Raw genomic sequence first — 18756 nt, forward strand, 5'->3', positions numbered from 1 at the left:
GATCCGGAGGTCTGCCGGCCGCCCGTAGATCAGCGAAGGGGACGATGTGACCGACATCGAGAAGGTCGGAGTCGTGGGCTGCGGCCAGATGGGGGCGGGCATCGCCGAGGTCGCCGCCCGTGCCGGTCTGGACGTGAAGGTCGCCGAGACCACCGGCGAGGCCCTGGAGATCGGCCGTACCCGGCTGCTCAACTCCCTGGCCAAGGCCGCCGAGCGCGGCAAGATCAGCGAGGAGGAGCGGGACACCGCGCTGGCGCGGCTGAGCTTCACCACGGACCTCGGCGAGTTCGCCGACCGCGACCTGGTGATCGAGGCCGTCGTCGAGAACGAGCAGGTGAAGACGGAGATCTTCCAGGTGCTCGACCAGGTGGTGACCCGCCCGGACGCGATCCTGGCCTCCAACACCTCCTCGATCCCGCTGGTGAAGCTGGCGGTCGCCACCTCCCGCCCCGACCACGTGATCGGCATCCACTTCTTCAACCCGGCCCCGGTGCAGAAGCTGGTCGAGCTGATCCCGGCGCTCACCACCTCCGAGGGCACGATCAGCCGCGCCCAGGTCTTCGCCGAGAAGGTGCTCGGCAAGCACGCGATCCGCGCCCAGGACCGCTCCGGCTTCGTGGTCAACGCGCTGCTGGTGCCCTACCTGCTCTCGTCCATCCGGATGTTCGAGTCCGGCATCGCGAGCCGCGAGGACATCGACAACGGCATGGAGCTGGGCTGCGCGCACCCGATGGGCCCGCTGAAGCTGTCCGACCTGATCGGCCTGGACACCGTCGTGTCCATCGCGAACAGCATGTACGCCGAGTTCAAGGAGCCGCTGTACGCCGCTCCCCCGCTGCTCCAGCGCATGGTCGAGGCGGGCCGGCTGGGCCGGAAGACCGGCTCGGGCTTCTACACCTACGGCTGATCACCCCCGGTTGGTCACAGGGAGCGATGCTCCACGGGCCCGGCACCGCCTTCGGTGCCGGGCCCGTGTGTTTCACACACCGTGTGCGTACCGGGCTCGCATATGCCCTTCGCACACTCTCCCCACGCGCTCACCAGGCGAGTTCACTCTTCATGCGCATGCAAGGGATGCGGAACGACCCATTCGACTACGCAGAGGAGCGGACCCGTGGCCACCGAACCAGAGCATCCCGTGGTCCAAGGAGAACTCGCAGAGTTACGTCGCCGCCTCGATGTGGCCTACGCACAGGTCGAGGGAGGGCTGAACCTCCTGAGCCACCGCACCAAGGAGACGGCCAAGGAACTGGACGACCTGAACACCCGTCTCGCCTCGCTGGAACACGCCCGCTGGCCCCTGCCCTCGATCGCCGCGCTCACCGCACTGGGCGCCCTCGTCGTCACCGTCTGGCAGACGCTGGCCCACTAGTCTTCGCTGAGCCTCATGTGGTGCAGCAGGAGTAACGCGGCCGCCATGTTGGCGGCCGGGACCTCCCCGCGGGCGATCATGTCCGGGACGAGCTTGAGGGGGACCCACTCCCGGCGGTCCGACTCGAAGTCGTCCACGGGGTGTCCGACGTACTCGCCCTCGTCGGACCAGTAGATGTGGTGCCGGGCGTCGGTGAGGCCGTTGGACGGCTCCACGGTCATGAGATGGTGCAGGGTCCCCGGCCGCCAGCCGGTCTCCTCCTCCAGTTCCCTGGCGGCCGCGACGGCGATGTCCTCGCCGTCCTCCACGACTCCCGCCGCGAGTTCCCAGCCCCAGCTGTCGGTGATGAATCGGTGGCGCCACAGGAGGAGGACCTCGCCCGCCTCGTTGACCACCGTCGCCACGGCCACCGGCCGCAGCCGTATCAGGAAGTGGTCGAGGTGCCGGCCGTCCGGCAGCTCGACATCCGCGAGATTGACGCTGAACCAGCGGTTTTCATACACAGTTTGTTCGTTCTGTTTCGTCCACTGCACGGTTCTGCCACCTTCCGCCGAGTAAGTGGCAATATCGCAGCAGGGACTCCTCAGGCCTACTGTGCCTCTACAGCGGTACGCGCAGCGCCCCGTCGATGAGTTCGGCGGCTTCGGCAGTTCCGGCCGAGCCGCTGCGCACCAGGTGCTCGCGTACCGCGCGGAGTCTGTCACGCAGGCGCTGGGACTCCATTCCGCGGGCCTGTTCGGCCATCTGCACGGCCGTGGCCACGGCGTTGTCGGCGTTCCCCTGACGCAGTTCGATGGTGCTGAGCATGGCGAGCCGGTGCACCCGCCCCCGGTCGTGCGCCGGGTTGTCGACGGCGGCCGCGGCGTGCTCCCGGGCGGCGGCCAGCTCGCCGAGGCTGAGCAGCGCCTCGGCCACCTGCACGTTGACCAGACCCGGCTGGACATAGCCGGTCTCGTCGGGTTCGTAGCCCCGCCGGATGCGTTCGGCGGCCGACTCCGCCCGCCGGATGCAGGACAGCGCGCTCGTGCTGTCGCCGAGGTGGGCGTACGCCTTGGCCTGCATCGCGTAGAGGTCGGAGGCGAGGGCGGGGGTGATGTGCTTGCCCGCGGCGCGCAGCGCGGCCTCGGCGAAGGCCACGGCCTGCCGGAACTCCCGCATGAACAGCGCCTGGTTGACCAGGAGCGCGATGACGTAGGCGCCGAGTCCCCGGTCCCCGCTGGCCTTTGCCAGCCGGAGCGCCTGGTGGAAGTAGCGCTGGGCGAGGCCGTGGGCGTCGGAGTCGTACGCGCAGATGCCGGCGATCGCCACCAGACCGCCGGTGGCCCGGTGCAGTTGACGGCCCGTGGCGTCCGTGTAGCTGCCGCGCAGCAGCGGGGCGGCCTCGGCGTTCAGGAAGCCGACGATCCGGGTGCGGGTCGCCATGCCTCCGGCCTTGCGGTACATCTGCTCGTAGTGGGCCCGGGCGGAGCGCAGCATCTCCAGGTCGGCCGCGGTGACCCGGTGCCGCCCGCCCCGCGAGACGTCCACGTCCTCCGGGGGGTTCTCCCACTCCCACACCGGCATCACGGCGGGGGTGCCGGTGACGGCGGGGGCGCCGAGTATGTGCGGGCGCTGCTGTTCGTCGGACCGCCACAGGGCGGTGGCCCGTTCGACGAACCCGGAGAGCGAGGTCGCGTGCGGGAGGCTGGGCTCGCCGGGTACACCGAGGCCGATGTCGTCGAGGGTGACCGGCCGGTGCAGCCGGGCGGCGAGCACCTCGCAGATCAGGTCCGGCACCTGGCCCCTGGGCCGCTGCCCCTTCAACCACCGTGCCACGGCGGTGTGTTCGTAACGGAGCGCGAGTCCACGGGCCCGGCCCGCCTGGTTGACATGGGCGGCGAGACCGGCGTGCGAGACCCCCGCCTCGTCCAGGATCGCGTCGAGCAGAGAGTTGGGCTGCATGGATGCCCCCCGAGTGGCCTGTGCCGTCAGCGTAGTGCGGGTGCGTTCACACGGGGTGTGAACGGAGTGCGCGCATCCGTAGCGTGCGCGCACTGTCGCGGAGAGTGTCGTACCGGTTGACTTAATTGCCTCGCAAGAGGCCGGCTGGGCCACCGGCTCCCCCTCGTACAGTGCGGTGGCCTGGCTGGCGGCTTGGCCGATGTTCGGGGGCTAGCGGTGCGTTGTCGGCTGCGGGTGGGTGGGGGCTGGGAGCGCCCGCGCGGCGGAGCCGCTGATGTCCTCGCCCCGCGCCCCCAAAGGGGCGCGTTGGTGCGCGCGTTCGTTGCGTAGCACCAGGAGGGCGATGTCGTCGGTGGGGCGGCCCGCCGTGTGCTGGAGCAGGGCGGTGAAGACCGTACGGAGGATGGCCTGGGGGGAGACCAGGTGGCTTCGCACCGCTTCCGTCAGGGCTTCCTGCAAGGAGAAGAAGCGGCCTCGGGCGTCTCTCGCGTCCTCCGCTCCGTCCGTGTACAGGACCAGGGACTCGTCGGCGAGCAGATGCCCGCAGGGCGTGGCAGCCAGGTCCGCCGGAAGCGGGAAGGGCCCGAGCGGCGGAAGCGGATCGGCCCGCGACAGGGGCTCGACGCGAGCGCCGCTCAGCACGTACGGCCACGGATGGCCGCAGTTGATCGCCCGCAGCTCCCCGTCTCCCGCGATCTCCAGCAGCAGTAGGGTCACGAACTCCTCGGCGACCGGGGTGTCGGGGTCCTGGCCGCTGGACGGGTGCTCGGCTCTGGCGCGTTCGCGCAGGTGGCGGGCGAGGGCGCGGTCCAGCCGGCCGAGTACCCGGCCGAGTTCGGGCTCGTCGTGGGCGGCCTCGCGGAAGCTGCCGAGGACGGCGGCGACCGTGCCGATGGCGGAGAGGCCGTGGCCGCGTACGTCGCCCATCACGACCCGTACGCCGTGCTCGGTGGCGACGGCCTCGTAGAGGTCGCCACCGATGGTCGCGCCCCGGTCGGCGGAGAGCTGGGCGGCGGCGATGTTCAGCCCGGCCAGCCGGGGCGGCAGCGGCCGCAGCAGCACGCTCTGCGCGGCGCCGGCGACCTTGCGGATCTGCCGCAGCTCCCTGAGCAGGGTGCGGCGGACATGGAGTATGAGCCCGGTACCGACCGCGAAGAACACGGCGCTGGTGACGATGCGCGCGCCGAGCCCGGTCTGCTCGGCCAGCGGGCATCCGAATTTGTACGACACGGCGACGGCGCCCCAGACCGTGGGCAGCCCCAGGGTCTGTACGAGGCGCGAGGGCCGAGAACTGGTCCGGGGCCGCCTCCTGGAGGGAACCCCAGCCTTGATGCGGATCATGCCGATGGCCCCCATGTAGGCCCTGACAGAACAGACGGACCGACCCCGAAAGGCCGGTCCGATTCTGTCGACGGCATGCCCCGAAAGGGCCATGTCCCGGATGGATCTCACCCAAATGAGTGACCGCCAACGAGACACCCGCATTTATGCAGGTAGCAGTACTTGTAAGTACCCGTCACCAACGCGCCCCGTCAGGGGCGCGGGGCTGTGCCGATATGCGGCTGCCGCCGCGTGGGCGCGACCAGCCACACACCACCCGCGGCCGGCCGACAACAGTCCCCCCTCACGGCACTCAGCCGCGCAGCACCGCTCCCGTACGCTCCCCCGCAAGGGCGACCGCCGCGTCCCGCGCCGCCGACGCCTCGTCGACCGTCAGCGTCCGGTCGGCCGCGCGGAACCGCAGCGCGTACGCCAGCGACTTCTTCCCGTCGCCCAGCTGCGCGGCGTTCTCGTACACGTCGAACAGCCGGATGGCCTCCAGGAGTTCGCCCGCGCCCTCGCGCAGCGCGGCCTCCACCTCCGCCGCCGGCACCGGCTTGTCGACCACAAGGGCGACATCCTGCGTGGCCACCGGGAACGTGGAGATGCTCGGCGCCTGGGGCGTGCCGTCGCCGGCCTGCTCCAGGGCGTCCAGGTCCAGCTCCATCGCGCAGCTGCGCGCGGGCAGCCCCAGCGCCTTGACGACGCGCGGGTGCAGCTCACCGGCGTGGCCCACGACCCGCTCCGCGCCGTCGGCGACGACCGCCAGCTCGGCGCACCGGCCGGGGTGCCACGGCCCGTACTGGCCGGAGCGCACGATCAGTTCGGCACCGGTCTCGGCGGCGACGGTCCGCGCGGCCTGGACCGCGTCGGCCCAGTCGGCCGGACGGTCCTTGCCCCACCAGCCGGCCTGCTCGCGGGCGCCCGCGAGGACGACGGCGACATGGCGCGGCTGCTCGGGCAGCACGGCGTCGAGCGCGGCGAGTTCCTCGTCGGTCGGGCGGCGGTCGACGGGCAGGTGCCCGGCGATGCCCTGCTCCTCGCGCGGGAGGAAGACCAGGCCGGTCTCGAACAGCGCCAGGTCGTGCGCGCCCCGCCCGCCGTTGCGCCGGAGCGCGCCGAGCAGACCCGGCAGCAGCGACGTGCGGAGCGCGGGCTCCTCGTCGTTGAGCGGGTTCGTCAGCTTGACGACACGGCGGGCCGGGTCGTCGGCGGCCAGACCGAGCTGGTCGAGGACGCCCTCGCCGATGAACGGGTAGTTCGGCGCCTCGACGTACCCCGCCCCGGCCAGTGCGCGGCCCACCCGGCGGTGCAGGCGCTGGCGGTGGGTCAGGCCACGGCCGGCCGGCGGCTTGGGCAGCGTGGAGGGCAGGTTCTCGTAGCCCTCCAGCCGGATGACCTCTTCGGCCAGGTCGTTCTGTTCGAGGAGGTCGGGCCGCCAGGACGGGACGGTGACGATCAGCTCGTCCTGCCCGTAGACGTCGCAGCCGACCTCCTGGAGGCGGCGGACGACGGTCTCGCGGCCGTACTCGACACCCGCGACCTTGTCGGGGTGGTCCGCCGCGACCGTGATGGTGTGCGGCGCGGACGGCGCGATGACCTCGGTGACACCGGCCTCGGCGGTGCCGCCGGCGAGCAGCACCAGCAGGTCGACGGTGCGCTGCGCGGCGGCGGCCGCGGCCTGCGGGTCGACGCCGCGCTCGAAGCGGCGGGACGCCTCGGAGGACAGCTTGTGGCGGCGGGCGGTGCGCGCGATGGCGACGGCGTCGAAGTGGGCCGCCTCGATGACCACGTCGGTCGTGGCGTTCTCCCCGTTCTCGCCGGCATCGTGGTCGGCGATCTCGGTGTTGGCGCCGCCCATGACGCCCGCGAGGCCGATGGGGCCGCGGTCGTCGGTGATGACCAGGTCCTCGGCGTGCAGCTTCCGCTCCACGCCGTCGAGGGTGACGATCTTCTCGCCCTCGGCCGCGCGGCGGACGCCGATGGTGCCCTGGACCAGCGTGCGGTCGTAGGCGTGCAGCGGCTGGCCGAGCTCCATCATCACGTAGTTGGTGACGTCGACGGCGAGGGAGATCGGGCGCATGCCGACCTTCTGCAGGCGGCGCTGGAGCCAGATCGGGGAGCGGGCCTCGGGGCTCAGGCCGATGACGGTGCGCGCGGTGAAGCGGTCGCAGCCGAACGGGTCGGAGACCTTGACCGGGTAGCCGAAGGCGTTCGGTCCCGGCACGTCGAGGAGCGCCGGGTCGCGCAGCGGCAGGCCGTAGGAGATGGCGGTCTCGCGGGCGACACCGCGGATGGACAGGCAGTCACCGCGGTTGGCGGTGACGGCGATGTCCAGGACCTCGTCGACCAGTTCGAGGAGCTCGATGGCGTCCTTGCCGACCTCGGTCTCCGGCGGCAGCACGATGATGCCGTGGGTGCCGTCGTCGCCCATGCCCAGCTCGCCGCTGGAGCAGATCATGCCGTGGGAGGTCTTGCCGTACGTCTTGCGGGCGCTGATCGAGAACCCGCCCGGGAGCACGGCTCCGGGCAGGACCACGACGACCTTGTCGCCGACGGCGAAGTTGCGGGCGCCACAGACGATCTCCTGGGGCTCGCCCGTGCCGTTCGCCGTGCCGACGTCGACCGTGCAGAAGCGGATCGGCTTCTTGAAGCCCTCCAGCTCCTCGATGGTCAGCACCCGGCCGACGACCAGGGGGCCCTTGAGGCCGTCGCCGAGCTGCTCGACGGTCTCCACCTCAAGACCTGCCGAGATGAGCTTGGCCTGGACGTCACGGCCGGTCTGAGTCGCCGGCAGGTCGACGTACTCCCGCAGCCAAGAAAGCGGGACCCGCATCAGATCTCCATCCCGAACGGCCGGGTGAACCGGACGTCACCCTCGACCATGTCTCGCATGTCCTCGACGTTGTGGCGGAACATCAGCATCCGCTCGATGCCGAACCCGAAGGCGAAGCCGCTGTACTTCTCCGGGTCGACGCCGCAGGCGGTGAGCACCCGCGGGTTGACCATGCCGCAGCCGCCGAGTTCGATCCAGCCCTCGGAGGAGCAGGTTCGGCAGGGGCGGTCGGGGTTGCCGACGGACTCGCCCTTGCAGACGTAGCAGAGCATGTCCATCTCGGCGGACGGCTCGGTGAAGGGGAAGAAGTTCGGCCGCAGCCGGGTCTTCATGCCCTCGCCGAACAGCGCCTGGACCATGTGGTCCAGGGTGCCCTTGAGGTCCGACATGGTCAGGCCCTCGTCGACGGCGAGCAGCTCGACCTGGTGGAAGACCGGGGTGTGGGTGGCGTCCAGCTCGTCGGTGCGGTACACGCGGCCCGGGCAGATCACGTAGACCGGCAGCTCTCGGTCGAGCAGCGAGCGGATCTGGACCGGCGAGGTGTGGGTGCGCAGCACGACACCGGACTCGGTGCCGCCCTCGGGACCCTGCACGAAGAAGGTGTCCGCCTCACCGCGCGCCGGGTGGTCCGGGCCGATGTTGAGGGCGTCGAAGTTGAACCACTCGGCCTCGACCTGCGGGCCCTCGGCGACCTCGTAGCCCATGGCCACGAAGACGTCCTCGATGCGCTCCGAGAGCGTGGTCAGCGGGTGGCGGGCGCCGGCCGGTACGCGGTCGTACGGCAGTGTGACGTCCACCGCCTCCTCGACCAGCACCCGGGCGTCACGCTCGGCCTCCAGCTCCTCCTGGCGGCCGGCGAGGGCCTTGTTCACCGCGCCGCGGGCCTGGCCGACCACCTTGCCGGCGGCCGCCTTGGCGTGCGGGGGCAGCGCGCCGATCTCGCGGTTGGCGAGGGCCAGCGGGGAGGTGCCGCCGGTGTGGGCGACCTTGGCCTCCTGGAGCGCGTCGAGGGAGTCCGCGGCGGCGAAGGCGGCGAGCGCCTCGTCCCGCATGCGCTCGATCTCTTCCGGTTTCAAGGCCTCGACCTCTACAGGGTCGTACGACTTATTCGGTGCCGACATCTCTTCCCGTGCTTCCGATTCGCTGGCGGATGGTCCCCGAGACCGTTGATGGGCCGTGAGAAGGACACAAAGGTGCCAAAGGCCGAGTCTAACGGGGTGGAGGTATACGAAGAGCCCGTGGGCCGCTCGGCAGATCTCAGACGAGATACGCCGGCGTGCTCACGGGCAAGGTAAATCGGAACTCGGCGCCGCCGCCGGGGGCGCGTCCGACGGTGATGGTGCCGCCGTGGGCCTCGACGATGCCCTTGACGATGTACAGCCCGAGGCCGGTGCCGCCGCGCTTGCTGCCCCGCCAGAAGCGGGTGAAGACGCGGTTCATGGACTCCTCCGGGATGCCGGGCCCCTCGTCGCTCACCGTGACCGACGTGGCTGCGTTCTCCTGGCCTTCCCCTTCGCGCGGGGACGCCGTGGCCGTGATGTCGATGGTGACGGTTCCCTCGCCGTGCCGCACGGCATTTTCGATGAGGTTGCTGAGGACCTGGTCGACCTTGTCGGGGTCGGCCCAGAGCGCGGGCAGCGGCTGCTCGATCCGGAGCAGGAAGCGGTCGGCGGGCTGCCCGGCGGCGACGTACGCCTGGATGTGCCGTCCGACGGCCGCGCCTATGTCCACGGGCTGCCGCCGCACCTCAAGCCGCCCGCTGTCGATCCGCGAGATGTCCAGCAGCTCGGCGATGAGCCGGGTGACCCGGTCGGCGTCCGCGTCGACCGTCTCCAGCATCAGCCGCTTCTGGTCGTCGGTGAACCGTTCCCATTTGGCGAGCAGGGTGGCCGTGAACCCCTTGACGGAGGTCAGCGGCGAGCGCAGCTCATGGGCGACGGTGGCGATCAGCTCGGCGTGGCTGCGTTCGGTACGGCGCCGGGCCTCGGTGTCCCGCAGCGATACGACGACGCGGCGCACCGGGCCGGTGGGCTCGGCGCGCACATACCGCGCCGACACCAGTACCTCCCGGCCGCCGGGCAGCAGCAGGTTCCGCTCGGGCTGGCCGACCCGGATGGCGAGGCCGCCGTAGGGGTCGGTGAGCTGCCACCAGCGCCTGCCCTCCAGATCCTCTAAGGGGAGGGCCTTCTCCAGGCGCTGCCCGAGGGCGTCGGCGGGGGCGGTCGCGGTGATGCGGGCGGCGGCGGCGTTGAAGCAGACGACGAGACCCTGTTCGTCGGCGACCACGAGGCCGTCGGGCAGTTCGTCGGGGTCGATGCCGAGCCCGGTGAGGTCGCCGTGCCGGGGTGCGGGCACGCGGCCGGTGCCGCGGCCCCCCGGCGCGTTGCTGGTGCCGACACTCATACCCCGTACTCCACCTCTCAGACGGCGCAGCAGGCCCCCGAGCTGGTCACCCTACTAGCTCAGGGTGACGGAACGGCACCCTCCGGAGGCGCGCTGTGCACGGGCCGATGCGTAGAGACATACGGCGGCGGCGGTGGCGAGGTTCAGGCTCTCGGCCTTCCCGTGGATCGGGACGCGCACGACGGCGTCCGCCAGCGCGCGGGTCTCCTCCGGAAGCCCCCAGGCCTCGTTGCCGAACACCCAGGCAGTGGGCCCGCCCATGGTCCCCTTGTCCAGTTCGTCGTCGAGGTCGTCGGTCCCGGCCCCGTCGGCGGCCAGGATCCGCACGCCGACGCCCTTGAGCCCGGCCACGGCCTCCTCGACGGGGACACCGACGGCGACGGGCAGGTGGAAGTGCGAGCCGACGGAGGCCCGGACCGCCTTCGGGTTGTACAGGTCCACGGAGGCGTCGGTCAGTACGACCGCCTCCGCGCCTGCGGCGTCGGCGCACCGCAGCACGGTCCCGGCGTTGCCGGGGTCGCGCACGTTGGCGAGCACGGCGACCAGCCTGGGCCGGGCGGCGAGGATCTCCTCGAACGGCGTGTCCAGGAACCGGCAGACCCCGACGAGCCCCTGGGGCGTCACGGTGGTCGAGATGTCGGCGATGACGTCCTCGGACGCGAGGTGGATCCGGGCGCCGACCGTCCTGGCCGCTCCGATGATGTCGGCGTACCGCTCCGCGGCTTCGACGGTGGCGAACAGCTCGACGAGCGTCGGCTCGTCACCGACCCGATGCCCGGCCGCCTCCCGCACGGCCTGCGGGCCCTCGGCGAGGAACAGCCGCTCCTTCCCCCGGAAGTTCCGCCGCTCCAGCCGCCGGGCGGCGGAGACACGCGCGGACCGGGGGGAGATCAGCTCGGGGGTGGGCATCGTGTCGGTCACTTTCGAGGAAACGCGGCGAAAGCGCGCCCCAAAGGGGCGCGGGGAACTGCGCGACCAGCCCCCACAAGCCCGCAGCCGAACGACTGCCGTGGGCCAACAACAGGACCCGCAAGCCATTCAGCCTGCGGGTCCTCAAGTCACGTCGGCCGAAGCCAGCGCAGCGTCACGCCGCCTTGGGGGCGTTGACGTCCGCCGGCAGCGCCTTCTGCGCCACCTCGACGAGCGCGGCGAAGGCGCCGGCGTCGTTGACGGCCAGCTCGGCCAGGATCTTGCGGTCGACCTCGACGTTCGCGGCCTTCAGACCCTGGATGAAGCGGTTGTAGGTGATGCCGTTGGCGCGGGCAGCGGCGTTGATGCGCTGGATCCACAGCTGACGGAAGTCGCCCTTGCGCTTCTTGCGGTCGTTGTAGTTGTAGACCAGCGAGTGGGTGACCTGCTCCTTGGCCTTGCGGTACAGGCGCGAACGCTGACCGCGGTAGCCGGAGGCCGCCTCGAGGATCGCCCGGCGCTTCTTGTGGGCGTTGACTGCCCGCTTGACGCGTGCCACTTGTTTAACTCCTTGTAGCGGGGCCGCGGTTGGACTCACGCGGCCCGGAAACGACTGGGTCCCGGTTGTACTGACTCAGGGTGCGGCGAGGCGCCCTCGTGTCACTTGCCGAGAAGCTTCTTGATCTTCGCGGCGTCACCCGGGGCCATCTCGGCGTTGCCGGTCAGGCGGCGCGTCACGCGGGACGACTTGTGCTCGAGCAGGTGGCGCTTGCCGGCGCGCTCACGGAGCACCTTGCCGGAGCCGGTGACCTTGAAGCGCTTGCTGGCACCGCTGTGCGTCTTGTTCTTCGGCATAGCGCCGTTATCTCCTCGTCGATGGCGCTCCGGTGCCCGGTCGTGAAACCGGGCACGGTGGAACGTCGCTCTTGTATCGGGTACATCCTGGGACTCTCGCCCCTGGGTGCTGACCTGGGGCGGTTCACCCCTGGATCACGCCTCGGCATGCTCCTCGGCGGGCGCCTCGACCTCGGCCTCGGAATCGGCCTCGATCTCGGCGGCGTTCTGCGAGCGACCGGGGTTGGCCTTCGCGTCCGCCTTGCGGGCTTCCTGCGCCTGCCGGGCCTCGGCCATCGCCTCGGTCTTCTTCTTGTGCGGACCGAGAACCATGATCATGTTCCGGCCGTCCTGCTTCGGGTTCGACTCCACGAAACCGAGGTCCTGGACGTCCTCCGCGAGACGCTGCAGCAGTCGGTAGCCCAGCTCGGGCCGGGACTGCTCGCGACCACGGAACATGATCGTGATCTTGACCTTGTCGCCCTGCTTGAGGAACCGGACGACGTGACCCTTCTTGGTGTCATAGTCGTGCGGGTCGATCTTCGGCCGGAGCTTCATTTCCTTGATGACCGTGTGCGCCTGGTTCTTGCGCGCCTCACGGGCCTTCATGGCCGACTCGTACTTGAACTTGCCGTAGTCCATGAGCTTGCAGACCGGCGGACGTGCGCTCGCCGCCACCTCGACCAGGTCGAGGTCGTACTCCTGGGCAAGCTCCAGCGCCTTGGCAAGCGGAACAATCCCGACCTGCTCGCCGCTGGGACCGACAAGTCGCACCTCGGGAACGCGAATCCGGTCGTTGATGCGGGGCTCGGTGCTGATGGATCCTCCTCGGTAGCACCACACGACGGTCTGGCGGACAGCCGCGTAACGTCTGTTTCGTAAGACCTAACCGCACCGAAGCAGAAAAAATGCCCCGGACGATCACAGGCGGGACTCCTCGAACTACCGGAGACACCGCCGCGAGGATCGCGGGGCGCGCTATCGGACGGAACGCCGTCGCCAGGAAAGCGGCGAAGCGACCGTCTGACCGGTGACCCGCCGCCCGGAGGGCGGTCAGGTGGGAGTTCGAAGCCTCCACTTGTGGGCCGGTTCAGCTAGCCGCGAGGCATACCTGTCCGGCCGGTCGTCACACAAGGTTAGCAGCAAAGCGGACAGAGGGCTAATTGGGGCGAGGCGGGCCCCGGTCGGCGCCCCGCACGGGTGCGCCTATCGTGTGGGGCATGAGTGAGACGCCCCTTCCCGGCCCCGATGACGCCGAGCAGCCCGACTTCGACGAGATGACCCGCGACATCGCCGAGGTCCCCGCGGTCGAGGTGATCGTGACGGTCGCCGTCAACCTGATGAGCGCCGCGGCCGTGAAGCTCGGTCTGACCGAGGAGGGCGACAAGTACAAGGACCTGGACGAGGCCCGCAAGCTGGTCACCGCCCTCGCCGGCCTGCTCGACGCGTCCGCGACCGAGATCAGCTCCTTCCACGCGGCCCCGCTGCGCGACGGCCTGAAGTCGCTCCAGCTGGCCTTCCGCGAGGCCTCGATCGTCCCCGACGAGCCGGGCCAGGGCCCCGGTGAGAAGTACACCGGCCCGGTCTACGGGTAGTAAATCCGCTAGGCGTCACGTACGTACAAGGGCTCGCCCGGAGGCGTGGTCCCGGCCGGCAGCAGCGCCAGGTCGAGACCGCCCACCAGGCGGGCCCTCAGCGTCTCGTCGGCGGCGAGCCGTCCGGCGACGGCGCGCGCGGTCTCGGCGGGCGCCGCGGCCGGGTCGAGGACCAGGGCGAGCGTGCCGTCGGCCGGCCCCGGCCCGAGGTGGGCGCGCAGCACACCGGACTCGGCGGCCACGGCGGCCCGCACGGCCTCGGTCACCGCCGGGTCGGCCAATGGGTCGGCCGTCGTACGCCCCTCCGCGAGGGCCCGCAGCGCGGCCCCCGTCAGCTCGAACGGCACCGGCCCCGACAGGTCCAGGACGACCGTGTCGGCCCTCTCGTGCGCGGCGGCCTGCAGCGCCTGGTGCAGCGGTACGGCGACGGGCCGCGCCGCCGGGTCCCAGCGGGCCAGCGACTCGGTGGAGGTGAAGGCGGGCAGGGCGGTGCGGTGACCGGCCTTCAGGGTGGGGACGGCCATGTCGCTGGTCTTCTCGTGGCGCAGCCCGTTCTCGTCCTCCTCGACCTCGCCGAGCACCGCGACCACCGGCACAAGGAGCCGGGCGCCCTTGAGCGCCTCCAGCACCGGGCCGACGGCGCTGCGGTCCGCGTCCCAGACGGCCAGCGCGGCGGACAGCCGGGGGTCGGCGGAGCCGTCGTCGTCGGGGAAGCCGGAGTCGGGAATGTTCTTGTTCGCCACGGTCCCCGACCCTATCGGGGGGAAGCTGCTGCGGTTGTGCGGCCCCCGAAACCACGTCGACACAGCTTTCACCGGAATCTCAGATTTCCCTGACGGACTTCTAACTTCGGGCTAACGGGGCACACAGTCCGTGCCTCCAGCATCGCGGCATGGAGTCCCCCAGAGCCGCCTCCGAAGCCCCGCGAAGCCGCCGTCGCCCCCGCCCGGCGCGGCGCCGCGCCCTTCTCTACACGAGCCTCGCGCTGGTCGCCGCCGTCGGCGCTACGGCGGCGGGGACCGTCTACGTGAAGGCGCACGCGCGCGACAACGGGGCCGTATCCTCGGCCGCGTCGCCGTCGCCCTCCTCCTCGGCCTCGGCGAACGGGGAGGCATCGGTGGAACCCGTGACGGAACCGGCCATGGACCGGGACGCGCTGCTGAGCTCGGCGATGGCGAAGGTGACGGTCCCCTCCGGGGCGAAGGTGTCGGCGGCCGTCCTGGACCTGGACTCCGGCGACAGCGCGACCTACGGCGACACGGCCTTCGACACCGCGAGCATCGTCAAGGTCGACATCCTGGCGACGCTGCTGTTGCAGGCGCAGGACGCGGGGCGGCATCTGACGGCGACGGAGAAGGCGTACGCCACGAAGATGATCGAGAACAGCGACAACACGTCGGCGTCGCAACTGTGGGACGTCATCGGCAAGGCGGCGGGGCTGGACGCGGCGAACAAGCGCTTCGGGCTGACGGAGACGGAGGGCGGCGACGGGGCGCTGTGGGGGCTGACCCAGACCACGGCGGCGGACCAGCTCACGCTGCTCCAGCAGGTGTTCGGGGACGACTCGAAACTGAGCGGGGCCTCGCGGTCGTACATCCAGGGGCTGATGAAGACGGTCGAGGCCGACCAGCGGTGGGGGGTCTCCGCGGCGGCCGACGGGTCGGAGTACGCGTTGAAGAACGGGTGGCTGGCACGGAGTACGACGGGGCTGTGGGATGTCAACAGCATCGGTCGGGTGACGGTGGACGGGGCCGACTATCTGGTGGCCGTGCTGTCGAAGGGGACCGTGAGTCAGGCGAAGGGGATCGCGGTGGTGGAGGGGGCTGCCAAGGCGGCGGTGCGGTCGTTTATTGACGCCGATTCGACTGCGTCGGCTTCTGCTTCTGCTTCGCAGTAGGGGTAGGGGCGACAGGTTTCGTGGCGACTGCGGCTGTGTGGGGGTTGATCGCGCCCACGCGGCGGAGCCGCATATCGATACAGCCCCGCGCCCCTTTGGGGGCGCTTCAGCTCAGGGTGATCCGGCGGCGGCCTCGCCACAGGATGACGGCCGCTGCGAGGAGGGCGGTGCCCGCGATGCCTGCCAGGGGGGCGGCCCAGTCGGTGGGGCTGGTCGAGGTGTCCTCGGGGTCGGGGCCGGAGCCGAAGTACTTCTTGCCGTACGAGGCCGAGGTGAGGTTCTGGGTCTTGAGCCTGGCGGCCGCCTTGATGGCCGCCGCCGGGTCGATCATGCCGAAGCCGCGGGAGTCGTCGCGGCCGCCGCTGGGGGCGTCGCGGGCGGTGTCCTCCAGGAGCTTCTTGATCTGGGCCGGGGTGAGTCCGGGGTGGGCGGCCTTGATCAGGGCCACGGCGCCGGAGACGAAGGCGGAGGCCGCGCTGGTCCCCCAGCCCTCGTAGTACTTGTGGTCCGGGTCGGCGATGACGATGTCGTCGCCGGGCGCGCTGACCGTGGCGTACCAGCGGCGGGTGGAGAAGGAGGCGCGGACGCCGAACTTGTCCACGGCGGTGGCGGCGACGACCCCCGGGTAGGCGGCCGGGTAGGAGATGTGGTCGCCCTTGTCGCCGCCGTTGCCGGCCGAGGCGACGACCACGACGTCCTTCTTCAGGGCGTACTGGATGGCCTCGTCCTCGCTGGGCTCGGGGTGCGCGGAGTCGGAGTCGTCGCCGAGGGAGAGGTTGATGACGTCGGCGCCGTGGTCGGCGGCCCAGCGGATGCCCTCGGCGAGGGCGTTGCCCCGGGTGGAGCGGGCCTTGGCGCGGGCGCTGTCGCCGTCTTCGAGGATGACCCGGACGGGCAGGATCCTGGCCTCGGGGGCGACCCCCATCACGCCGTCCTGGTTCCCCACGCCGTGGCCGTGACCGGCGATGATGCCGGCCATGGCGGTGCCGTGCCGGGCCCAGTTCCGATTGCCGGGCCCGGCACCGAAACCGATCATGTCCTTGGCGGTCAGCACGTTGCCGACGAGGTCGGGGTGGTCGGCCTCCACGCCGGTGTCCAGGACGGCGACCGTGATGCCCTTGCCCTTGGTGGTCCGCCAGGCCTCGTCGAGGTGCAGGGCGGACAGGCCCCACTGCTGGGCGCGGATGCTGTCGGCGTACGCGGTGCCGGACGGCAGGAGGGCGAGCGAGCCGGCCAGCAGCAGGCTCAGCGCGGCCCCGGTTGCGCGGCGCTTCATGAGGGCTTCTCCGTTGCCGAGCCGGCGGTGTTCTGACGCAGTCGCCGTTCGATGCGGTCGGCCAGGCCCTGCGCCTCGTTGCCGAGGCCCGCCTGGGCGGCGGCGGTGGTGGCGCCGGACGCCTCGGCGTCGGCGGCGGGCTGCGGGGTGTCGACGGTACGGCCGTCGGCCCAGCCGGAGACGGCGTAGGCGACGACCGGGGCATCGGTGAGCACGGAGATCGTCCAGGACGCGCGCTGGTGCGGGCCGAACCGCTCGGCGGCGGTGCCCTTCGCGGCGTACGGGAGGGGCAGCAGATCGGTACGGCGGTCCAGGCGCTCGGACTCGAACCGCTTGGCCAGGGCGGTCATCGCGGCCGGGTCGGCCTTCGTGAACAACAGGCCGACGGTCGTCACATAGCTCTGGGTGGCGTCGGTGTAGGTGGCGCGGATCAGGCGCTGGCAGCCGACGGGGGCGAGCACCTTGCGCAGCAGGGCGTCGAAGCCGTCGGCACAGCCGGTGGCCGGGGCGACGGCGATCCGGGTCCAGGCGCGGTCGGCTCCGCCGGGTCCGGCGCCGGTGCCCAGCACGGTGGGCGGGAACAGTTCGTCGACGGGCACGTTGTGCCACAGGCCCGCCGAGGAGCTGAAGCTGGTCGCCGTGGTCGCGTCACCGTCGTCGTCGATGATCCAGCTCCCGGTGACCGCGCCGCCGATGAGTCCGAGGCCGAGCACCATGCAGGCGGCGGCAGCGGCGGTACGCGGCGCCACGCGACCGACCAACGACAGCCCCCGCCCTCGCGCGTCGTACCCCTCCGGCTCACCGAAGGTCACAACGGGCCGGTCCCGGCCGGGAGTTCCCGCGGACGAGTTCCAGGACATCGCCGGGTCCGGCGCCGGTCCGGCGGCGTACGGGGAGGAGGCCGCCGGGTCGTGCGGAGCAGGGGCGGCGGCGGGGAAGGGCGCGGACGCCGGGGGCGTCACGGGACGGGGCGGGGCACCGGCCGCCGACGCCGGCTCGGCCGCCTTGGGGCCTGACGAACCGTCGGCCCCGGGCGAAGCCCCGGAACCGGAGCCGGACGGTGCGCCGACCGGCCGCGGCGGCGCCGCCGGAGTCGGGGCACCCGGCGACCACGATTCGGCACCGGTCGTCGGAGAGTCGGCGGGACGGGGCGGAGCGCCCGCCGACGGCGGCTCAGCCGGGCGTGGTGGGGCGGTGGGGGCCGCGGACTTCGCCGGGCGGGAAGGCGGGGCGGTGGTCTTCGGCGGGGTCGTGGGGCGTGGCGGGGCCGTGGGCACCGGGAACGTCCGCATGTGCGGGCTCCACGCACTGCCCGAGTCCGGCGCCCCACCGGCGGCGGCCGAGAAGTCGCCGCGCGGTCTTTCGAGCCGTCTGGGCCCGGCCGGGGCGGAGCTGTTTCCGTCCCTGTCGCTCGACGGCGCGGGCTCCGGCGACTGCTCCGGCTCCGCCGCCCGCAGAGGGCGCGGCGACGCGGTCGGCTCCGACCCGGGCTCCGCCCGCCGGACCGACGACCCCGAACCGTACGACAACCGAAACGGCGGCACGACCCGCCCGGACTCCCGCCCGGAGCCCGGCGCCGACGGCGGCACACGGGTCCCCGTATCCCGCCCGGAGGAAGCCGGGGACACGCCCCGCCCGGACTCCCCACCAGCGGCCGGCCCGAACCGCGGCACACGACCCCCCGCATCCCGCCCCGAGGACACCGACGGCGCCGACCGGCCGGACTCCGCGCCGGAGGACCTGGGCGGCACGGACCAGTCGGACTCCCCGCCGGCGGCCGGGGTGAACCGCGACGTGCTGCGACCCGCTTCCCGCTCCGAAGACACAGGCGGCACCGGTCGGCCGGGCTCCCGGCCGGGGGGCGGGTCGGTCGGTGGGGTTGCGGGGGGTGGTGGGGTGTCCGGGAAGCGGGCCGAGGCGGGTGGGGGTGGGAGGGGGGGCGTGGTGGGCGTGGGCTGGGGTGGGCGGAAGCTGGGGTAGCGGGGGCGGGTGATGTGTTCGGTGGGCGTCGAGCGGCCGGCGTTCCGGTCCCCCGCACCTTGTTCGCCCTGCCCCACCGCACCGCCCCGACTCGTCCGGTCCTCACGACTCTGCTGCACGCCGGGCCGCCCCGGCAGCTGGTCCTGCCCGGTGGCGTCGGCGCCATGGGTGGATACGTCGGGCCGGTGCGACCAGTTCATTCGGCTCGGCCGCTCGAAGAACCCCGGCCCGTCGGACCGGCCGGACGCGGCGCCACCGGCCCCGTCCGCGGTCGGCGCGGACCCGTCCGTGGGCTCCGTCGAGGCGGGGTCGGGCGAAGGGCGTCGCGGGATCGGGGCGTGCCGCGCTTCCCTGCTCATGCGCCCCCCGTTTCCTCGTGCCCGGGCCAACTCC

18 protein-coding genes are annotated in these 18756 nt (G+C 72.0%); 5 read left to right on the forward strand and 13 right to left on the reverse strand.

The window, feature by feature from the left end:
• The first annotated feature begins 46 nt into the window (after positions 1-46).
• Both ACIPSJ_RS38175 and ACIPSJ_RS38180 read left to right on the forward strand, forming a co-directional pair.
• On the forward strand, positions 47-907 hold the full coding sequence (locus tag ACIPSJ_RS38175) for a 3-hydroxybutyryl-CoA dehydrogenase (RefSeq protein WP_355710959.1): 861 nt from the start codon (positions 47-49) through the stop codon (positions 905-907).
• Between the two features lie 207 nt (positions 908-1114).
• Positions 1115-1372 carry a hypothetical protein gene (locus tag ACIPSJ_RS38180; RefSeq protein WP_355710958.1) on the forward strand — a complete coding sequence of 86 codons (258 nt, stop codon included), beginning with the start codon at positions 1115-1117 and terminating at the stop codon, positions 1370-1372.
• On the opposite strand, the gene ACIPSJ_RS38185 is transcribed toward ACIPSJ_RS38180, so the two are convergent.
• From ACIPSJ_RS38185 to infC, 10 genes are all read right to left on the reverse strand, one after another.
• Positions 1369-1905, reverse strand: a complete 537-nt coding sequence (locus ACIPSJ_RS38185) for an NUDIX hydrolase (protein ID WP_355710957.1) — start codon at positions 1903-1905, stop codon at positions 1369-1371. The two genes, ACIPSJ_RS38180 and ACIPSJ_RS38185, sit on opposite strands and share 4 nt — an antisense overlap.
• A 67-nt stretch (positions 1906-1972) precedes the next feature.
• Complete coding sequence (locus ACIPSJ_RS38190) at positions 1973-3313, reverse strand: transcriptional regulator (RefSeq protein ID WP_359214189.1); 1341 nt, start codon at positions 3311-3313, stop codon at positions 1973-1975.
• Positions 3314-3523: 210 nt separating this feature from the next.
• A complete protein-coding gene (locus ACIPSJ_RS38195; RefSeq protein WP_401352796.1) occupies positions 3524-4654 on the reverse strand; it encodes a PP2C family protein-serine/threonine phosphatase in 1131 nt (376 codons plus the stop codon).
• A gap of 292 nt (positions 4655-4946) precedes the next feature.
• Positions 4947-7469, reverse strand: a complete 2523-nt coding sequence (pheT, locus tag ACIPSJ_RS38200) for a phenylalanine--tRNA ligase subunit beta (RefSeq protein ID WP_401352798.1) — start codon at positions 7467-7469, stop codon at positions 4947-4949.
• Entirely contained in the window at positions 7469-8590 is a 1122-nt protein-coding gene (gene pheS / locus ACIPSJ_RS38205) for a phenylalanine--tRNA ligase subunit alpha (protein ID WP_359214181.1), read from the reverse strand. Before pheS ends, pheT begins: the two co-directional genes overlap by 1 nt.
• A gap of 136 nt (positions 8591-8726) precedes the next feature.
• Positions 8727-9872, reverse strand: coding sequence for an ATP-binding protein (locus tag ACIPSJ_RS38210; protein ID WP_355710952.1), 1146 nt, complete (start codon positions 9870-9872; stop codon positions 8727-8729).
• A gap of 54 nt (positions 9873-9926) precedes the next feature.
• Positions 9927-10781, reverse strand: coding sequence for a TrmH family RNA methyltransferase (locus ACIPSJ_RS38215; protein WP_401352801.1), 855 nt, complete (start codon positions 10779-10781; stop codon positions 9927-9929).
• Positions 10782-10956: 175 nt separating this feature from the next.
• Positions 10957-11340, reverse strand: a complete 384-nt coding sequence (gene rplT, locus ACIPSJ_RS38220; protein WP_018549117.1) for a 50S ribosomal protein L20 — start codon at positions 11338-11340, stop codon at positions 10957-10959.
• A gap of 101 nt (positions 11341-11441) precedes the next feature.
• Complete coding sequence (rpmI, locus tag ACIPSJ_RS38225; protein WP_016576627.1) at positions 11442-11636, reverse strand: 50S ribosomal protein L35; 195 nt, start codon at positions 11634-11636, stop codon at positions 11442-11444.
• A gap of 135 nt (positions 11637-11771) precedes the next feature.
• Positions 11772-12458, reverse strand: a complete 687-nt coding sequence (gene infC / locus ACIPSJ_RS38230; protein WP_355710950.1) for a translation initiation factor IF-3 — start codon at positions 12456-12458, stop codon at positions 11772-11774.
• 377 nt (positions 12459-12835) lie between these two features.
• Here infC and ACIPSJ_RS38235 point away from each other — a divergent pair, with 377 nt between their 5' ends.
• The gene (locus tag ACIPSJ_RS38235; protein WP_401352804.1) at positions 12836-13210 is read left to right on the forward strand and encodes a DUF1844 domain-containing protein; all 375 of its coding nucleotides are present in this window, start codon (positions 12836-12838) and stop codon (positions 13208-13210) included.
• A gap of 8 nt (positions 13211-13218) precedes the next feature.
• On the opposite strand, the gene ACIPSJ_RS38240 is transcribed toward ACIPSJ_RS38235, so the two are convergent.
• Positions 13219-13953, reverse strand: coding sequence for an SseB family protein (locus ACIPSJ_RS38240; protein WP_401352806.1), 735 nt, complete (start codon positions 13951-13953; stop codon positions 13219-13221).
• A gap of 149 nt (positions 13954-14102) precedes the next feature.
• On the opposite strand from ACIPSJ_RS38240, the gene ACIPSJ_RS38245 reads away from it, so the two are divergent.
• On the forward strand, positions 14103-15107 hold the full coding sequence (locus tag ACIPSJ_RS38245) for a serine hydrolase (RefSeq protein WP_401352808.1): 1005 nt from the start codon (positions 14103-14105) through the stop codon (positions 15105-15107).
• A 106-nt stretch (positions 15108-15213) separates the two neighbouring features.
• Here the strand turns inward: ACIPSJ_RS38245 and mycP are convergent, their stop codons facing one another.
• Positions 15214-16383 (reverse strand): type VII secretion-associated serine protease mycosin, encoded by a 1170-nt coding sequence (mycP, locus tag ACIPSJ_RS38250; RefSeq protein WP_401352810.1) that lies wholly within the window; start codon positions 16381-16383, stop codon positions 15214-15216.
• The gene (locus ACIPSJ_RS38255; RefSeq protein WP_359214162.1) at positions 16380-17345 is read right to left on the reverse strand and encodes a hypothetical protein; all 966 of its coding nucleotides are present in this window, start codon (positions 17343-17345) and stop codon (positions 16380-16382) included. The genes mycP and ACIPSJ_RS38255 overlap by 4 nt, the downstream gene beginning before the upstream one ends.
• A gap of 232 nt (positions 17346-17577) precedes the next feature.
• On the opposite strand from ACIPSJ_RS38255, the gene ACIPSJ_RS38260 reads away from it, so the two are divergent.
• Complete coding sequence (locus ACIPSJ_RS38260; protein WP_401352812.1) at positions 17578-18363, forward strand: hypothetical protein; 786 nt, start codon at positions 17578-17580, stop codon at positions 18361-18363.
• Positions 18364-18756 lie beyond the last annotated feature (393 nt).

The sequence above is a fragment of the Streptomyces sp. NPDC090088 genome, from assembly GCF_044747345.1.
Classification (GTDB): domain Bacteria; phylum Actinomycetota; class Actinomycetes; order Streptomycetales; family Streptomycetaceae; genus Streptomyces.

Bases quoted from the DNA above. Each gene is read 5' to 3' on its own strand.
- ACIPSJ_RS38195 (WP_401352796.1), bottom strand. From the start codon at position 4,654: ATGATCCGCATCAAGGCTGGGGTTCCCTCCAGGAGGCGGCCCCGGACC.
- ACIPSJ_RS38235 (WP_401352804.1), top strand. From the start codon at position 12,836: ATGAGTGAGACGCCCCTTCCCGGCCCCGATGACGCCGAGCAGCCCGAC.
- mycP (WP_401352810.1), bottom strand. From the start codon at position 16,383: ATGAAGCGCCGCGCAACCGGGGCCGCGCTGAGCCTGCTGCTGGCCGGC.
- ACIPSJ_RS38210 (WP_355710952.1), bottom strand. From the start codon at position 9,872: ATGAGTGTCGGCACCAGCAACGCGCCGGGGGGCCGCGGCACCGGCCGC.
- rpmI (WP_016576627.1), bottom strand. From the start codon at position 11,636: ATGCCGAAGAACAAGACGCACAGCGGTGCCAGCAAGCGCTTCAAGGTC.
- pheT (WP_401352798.1), bottom strand. From the start codon at position 7,469: ATGCGGGTCCCGCTTTCTTGGCTGCGGGAGTACGTCGACCTGCCGGCG.
- ACIPSJ_RS38245 (WP_401352808.1), top strand. From the start codon at position 14,103: ATGGAGTCCCCCAGAGCCGCCTCCGAAGCCCCGCGAAGCCGCCGTCGC.
- ACIPSJ_RS38215 (WP_401352801.1), bottom strand. From the start codon at position 10,781: ATGCCCACCCCCGAGCTGATCTCCCCCCGGTCCGCGCGTGTCTCCGCC.
- ACIPSJ_RS38190 (WP_359214189.1), bottom strand. From the start codon at position 3,313: ATGCAGCCCAACTCTCTGCTCGACGCGATCCTGGACGAGGCGGGGGTC.
- pheS (WP_359214181.1), bottom strand. From the start codon at position 8,590: ATGTCGGCACCGAATAAGTCGTACGACCCTGTAGAGGTCGAGGCCTTG.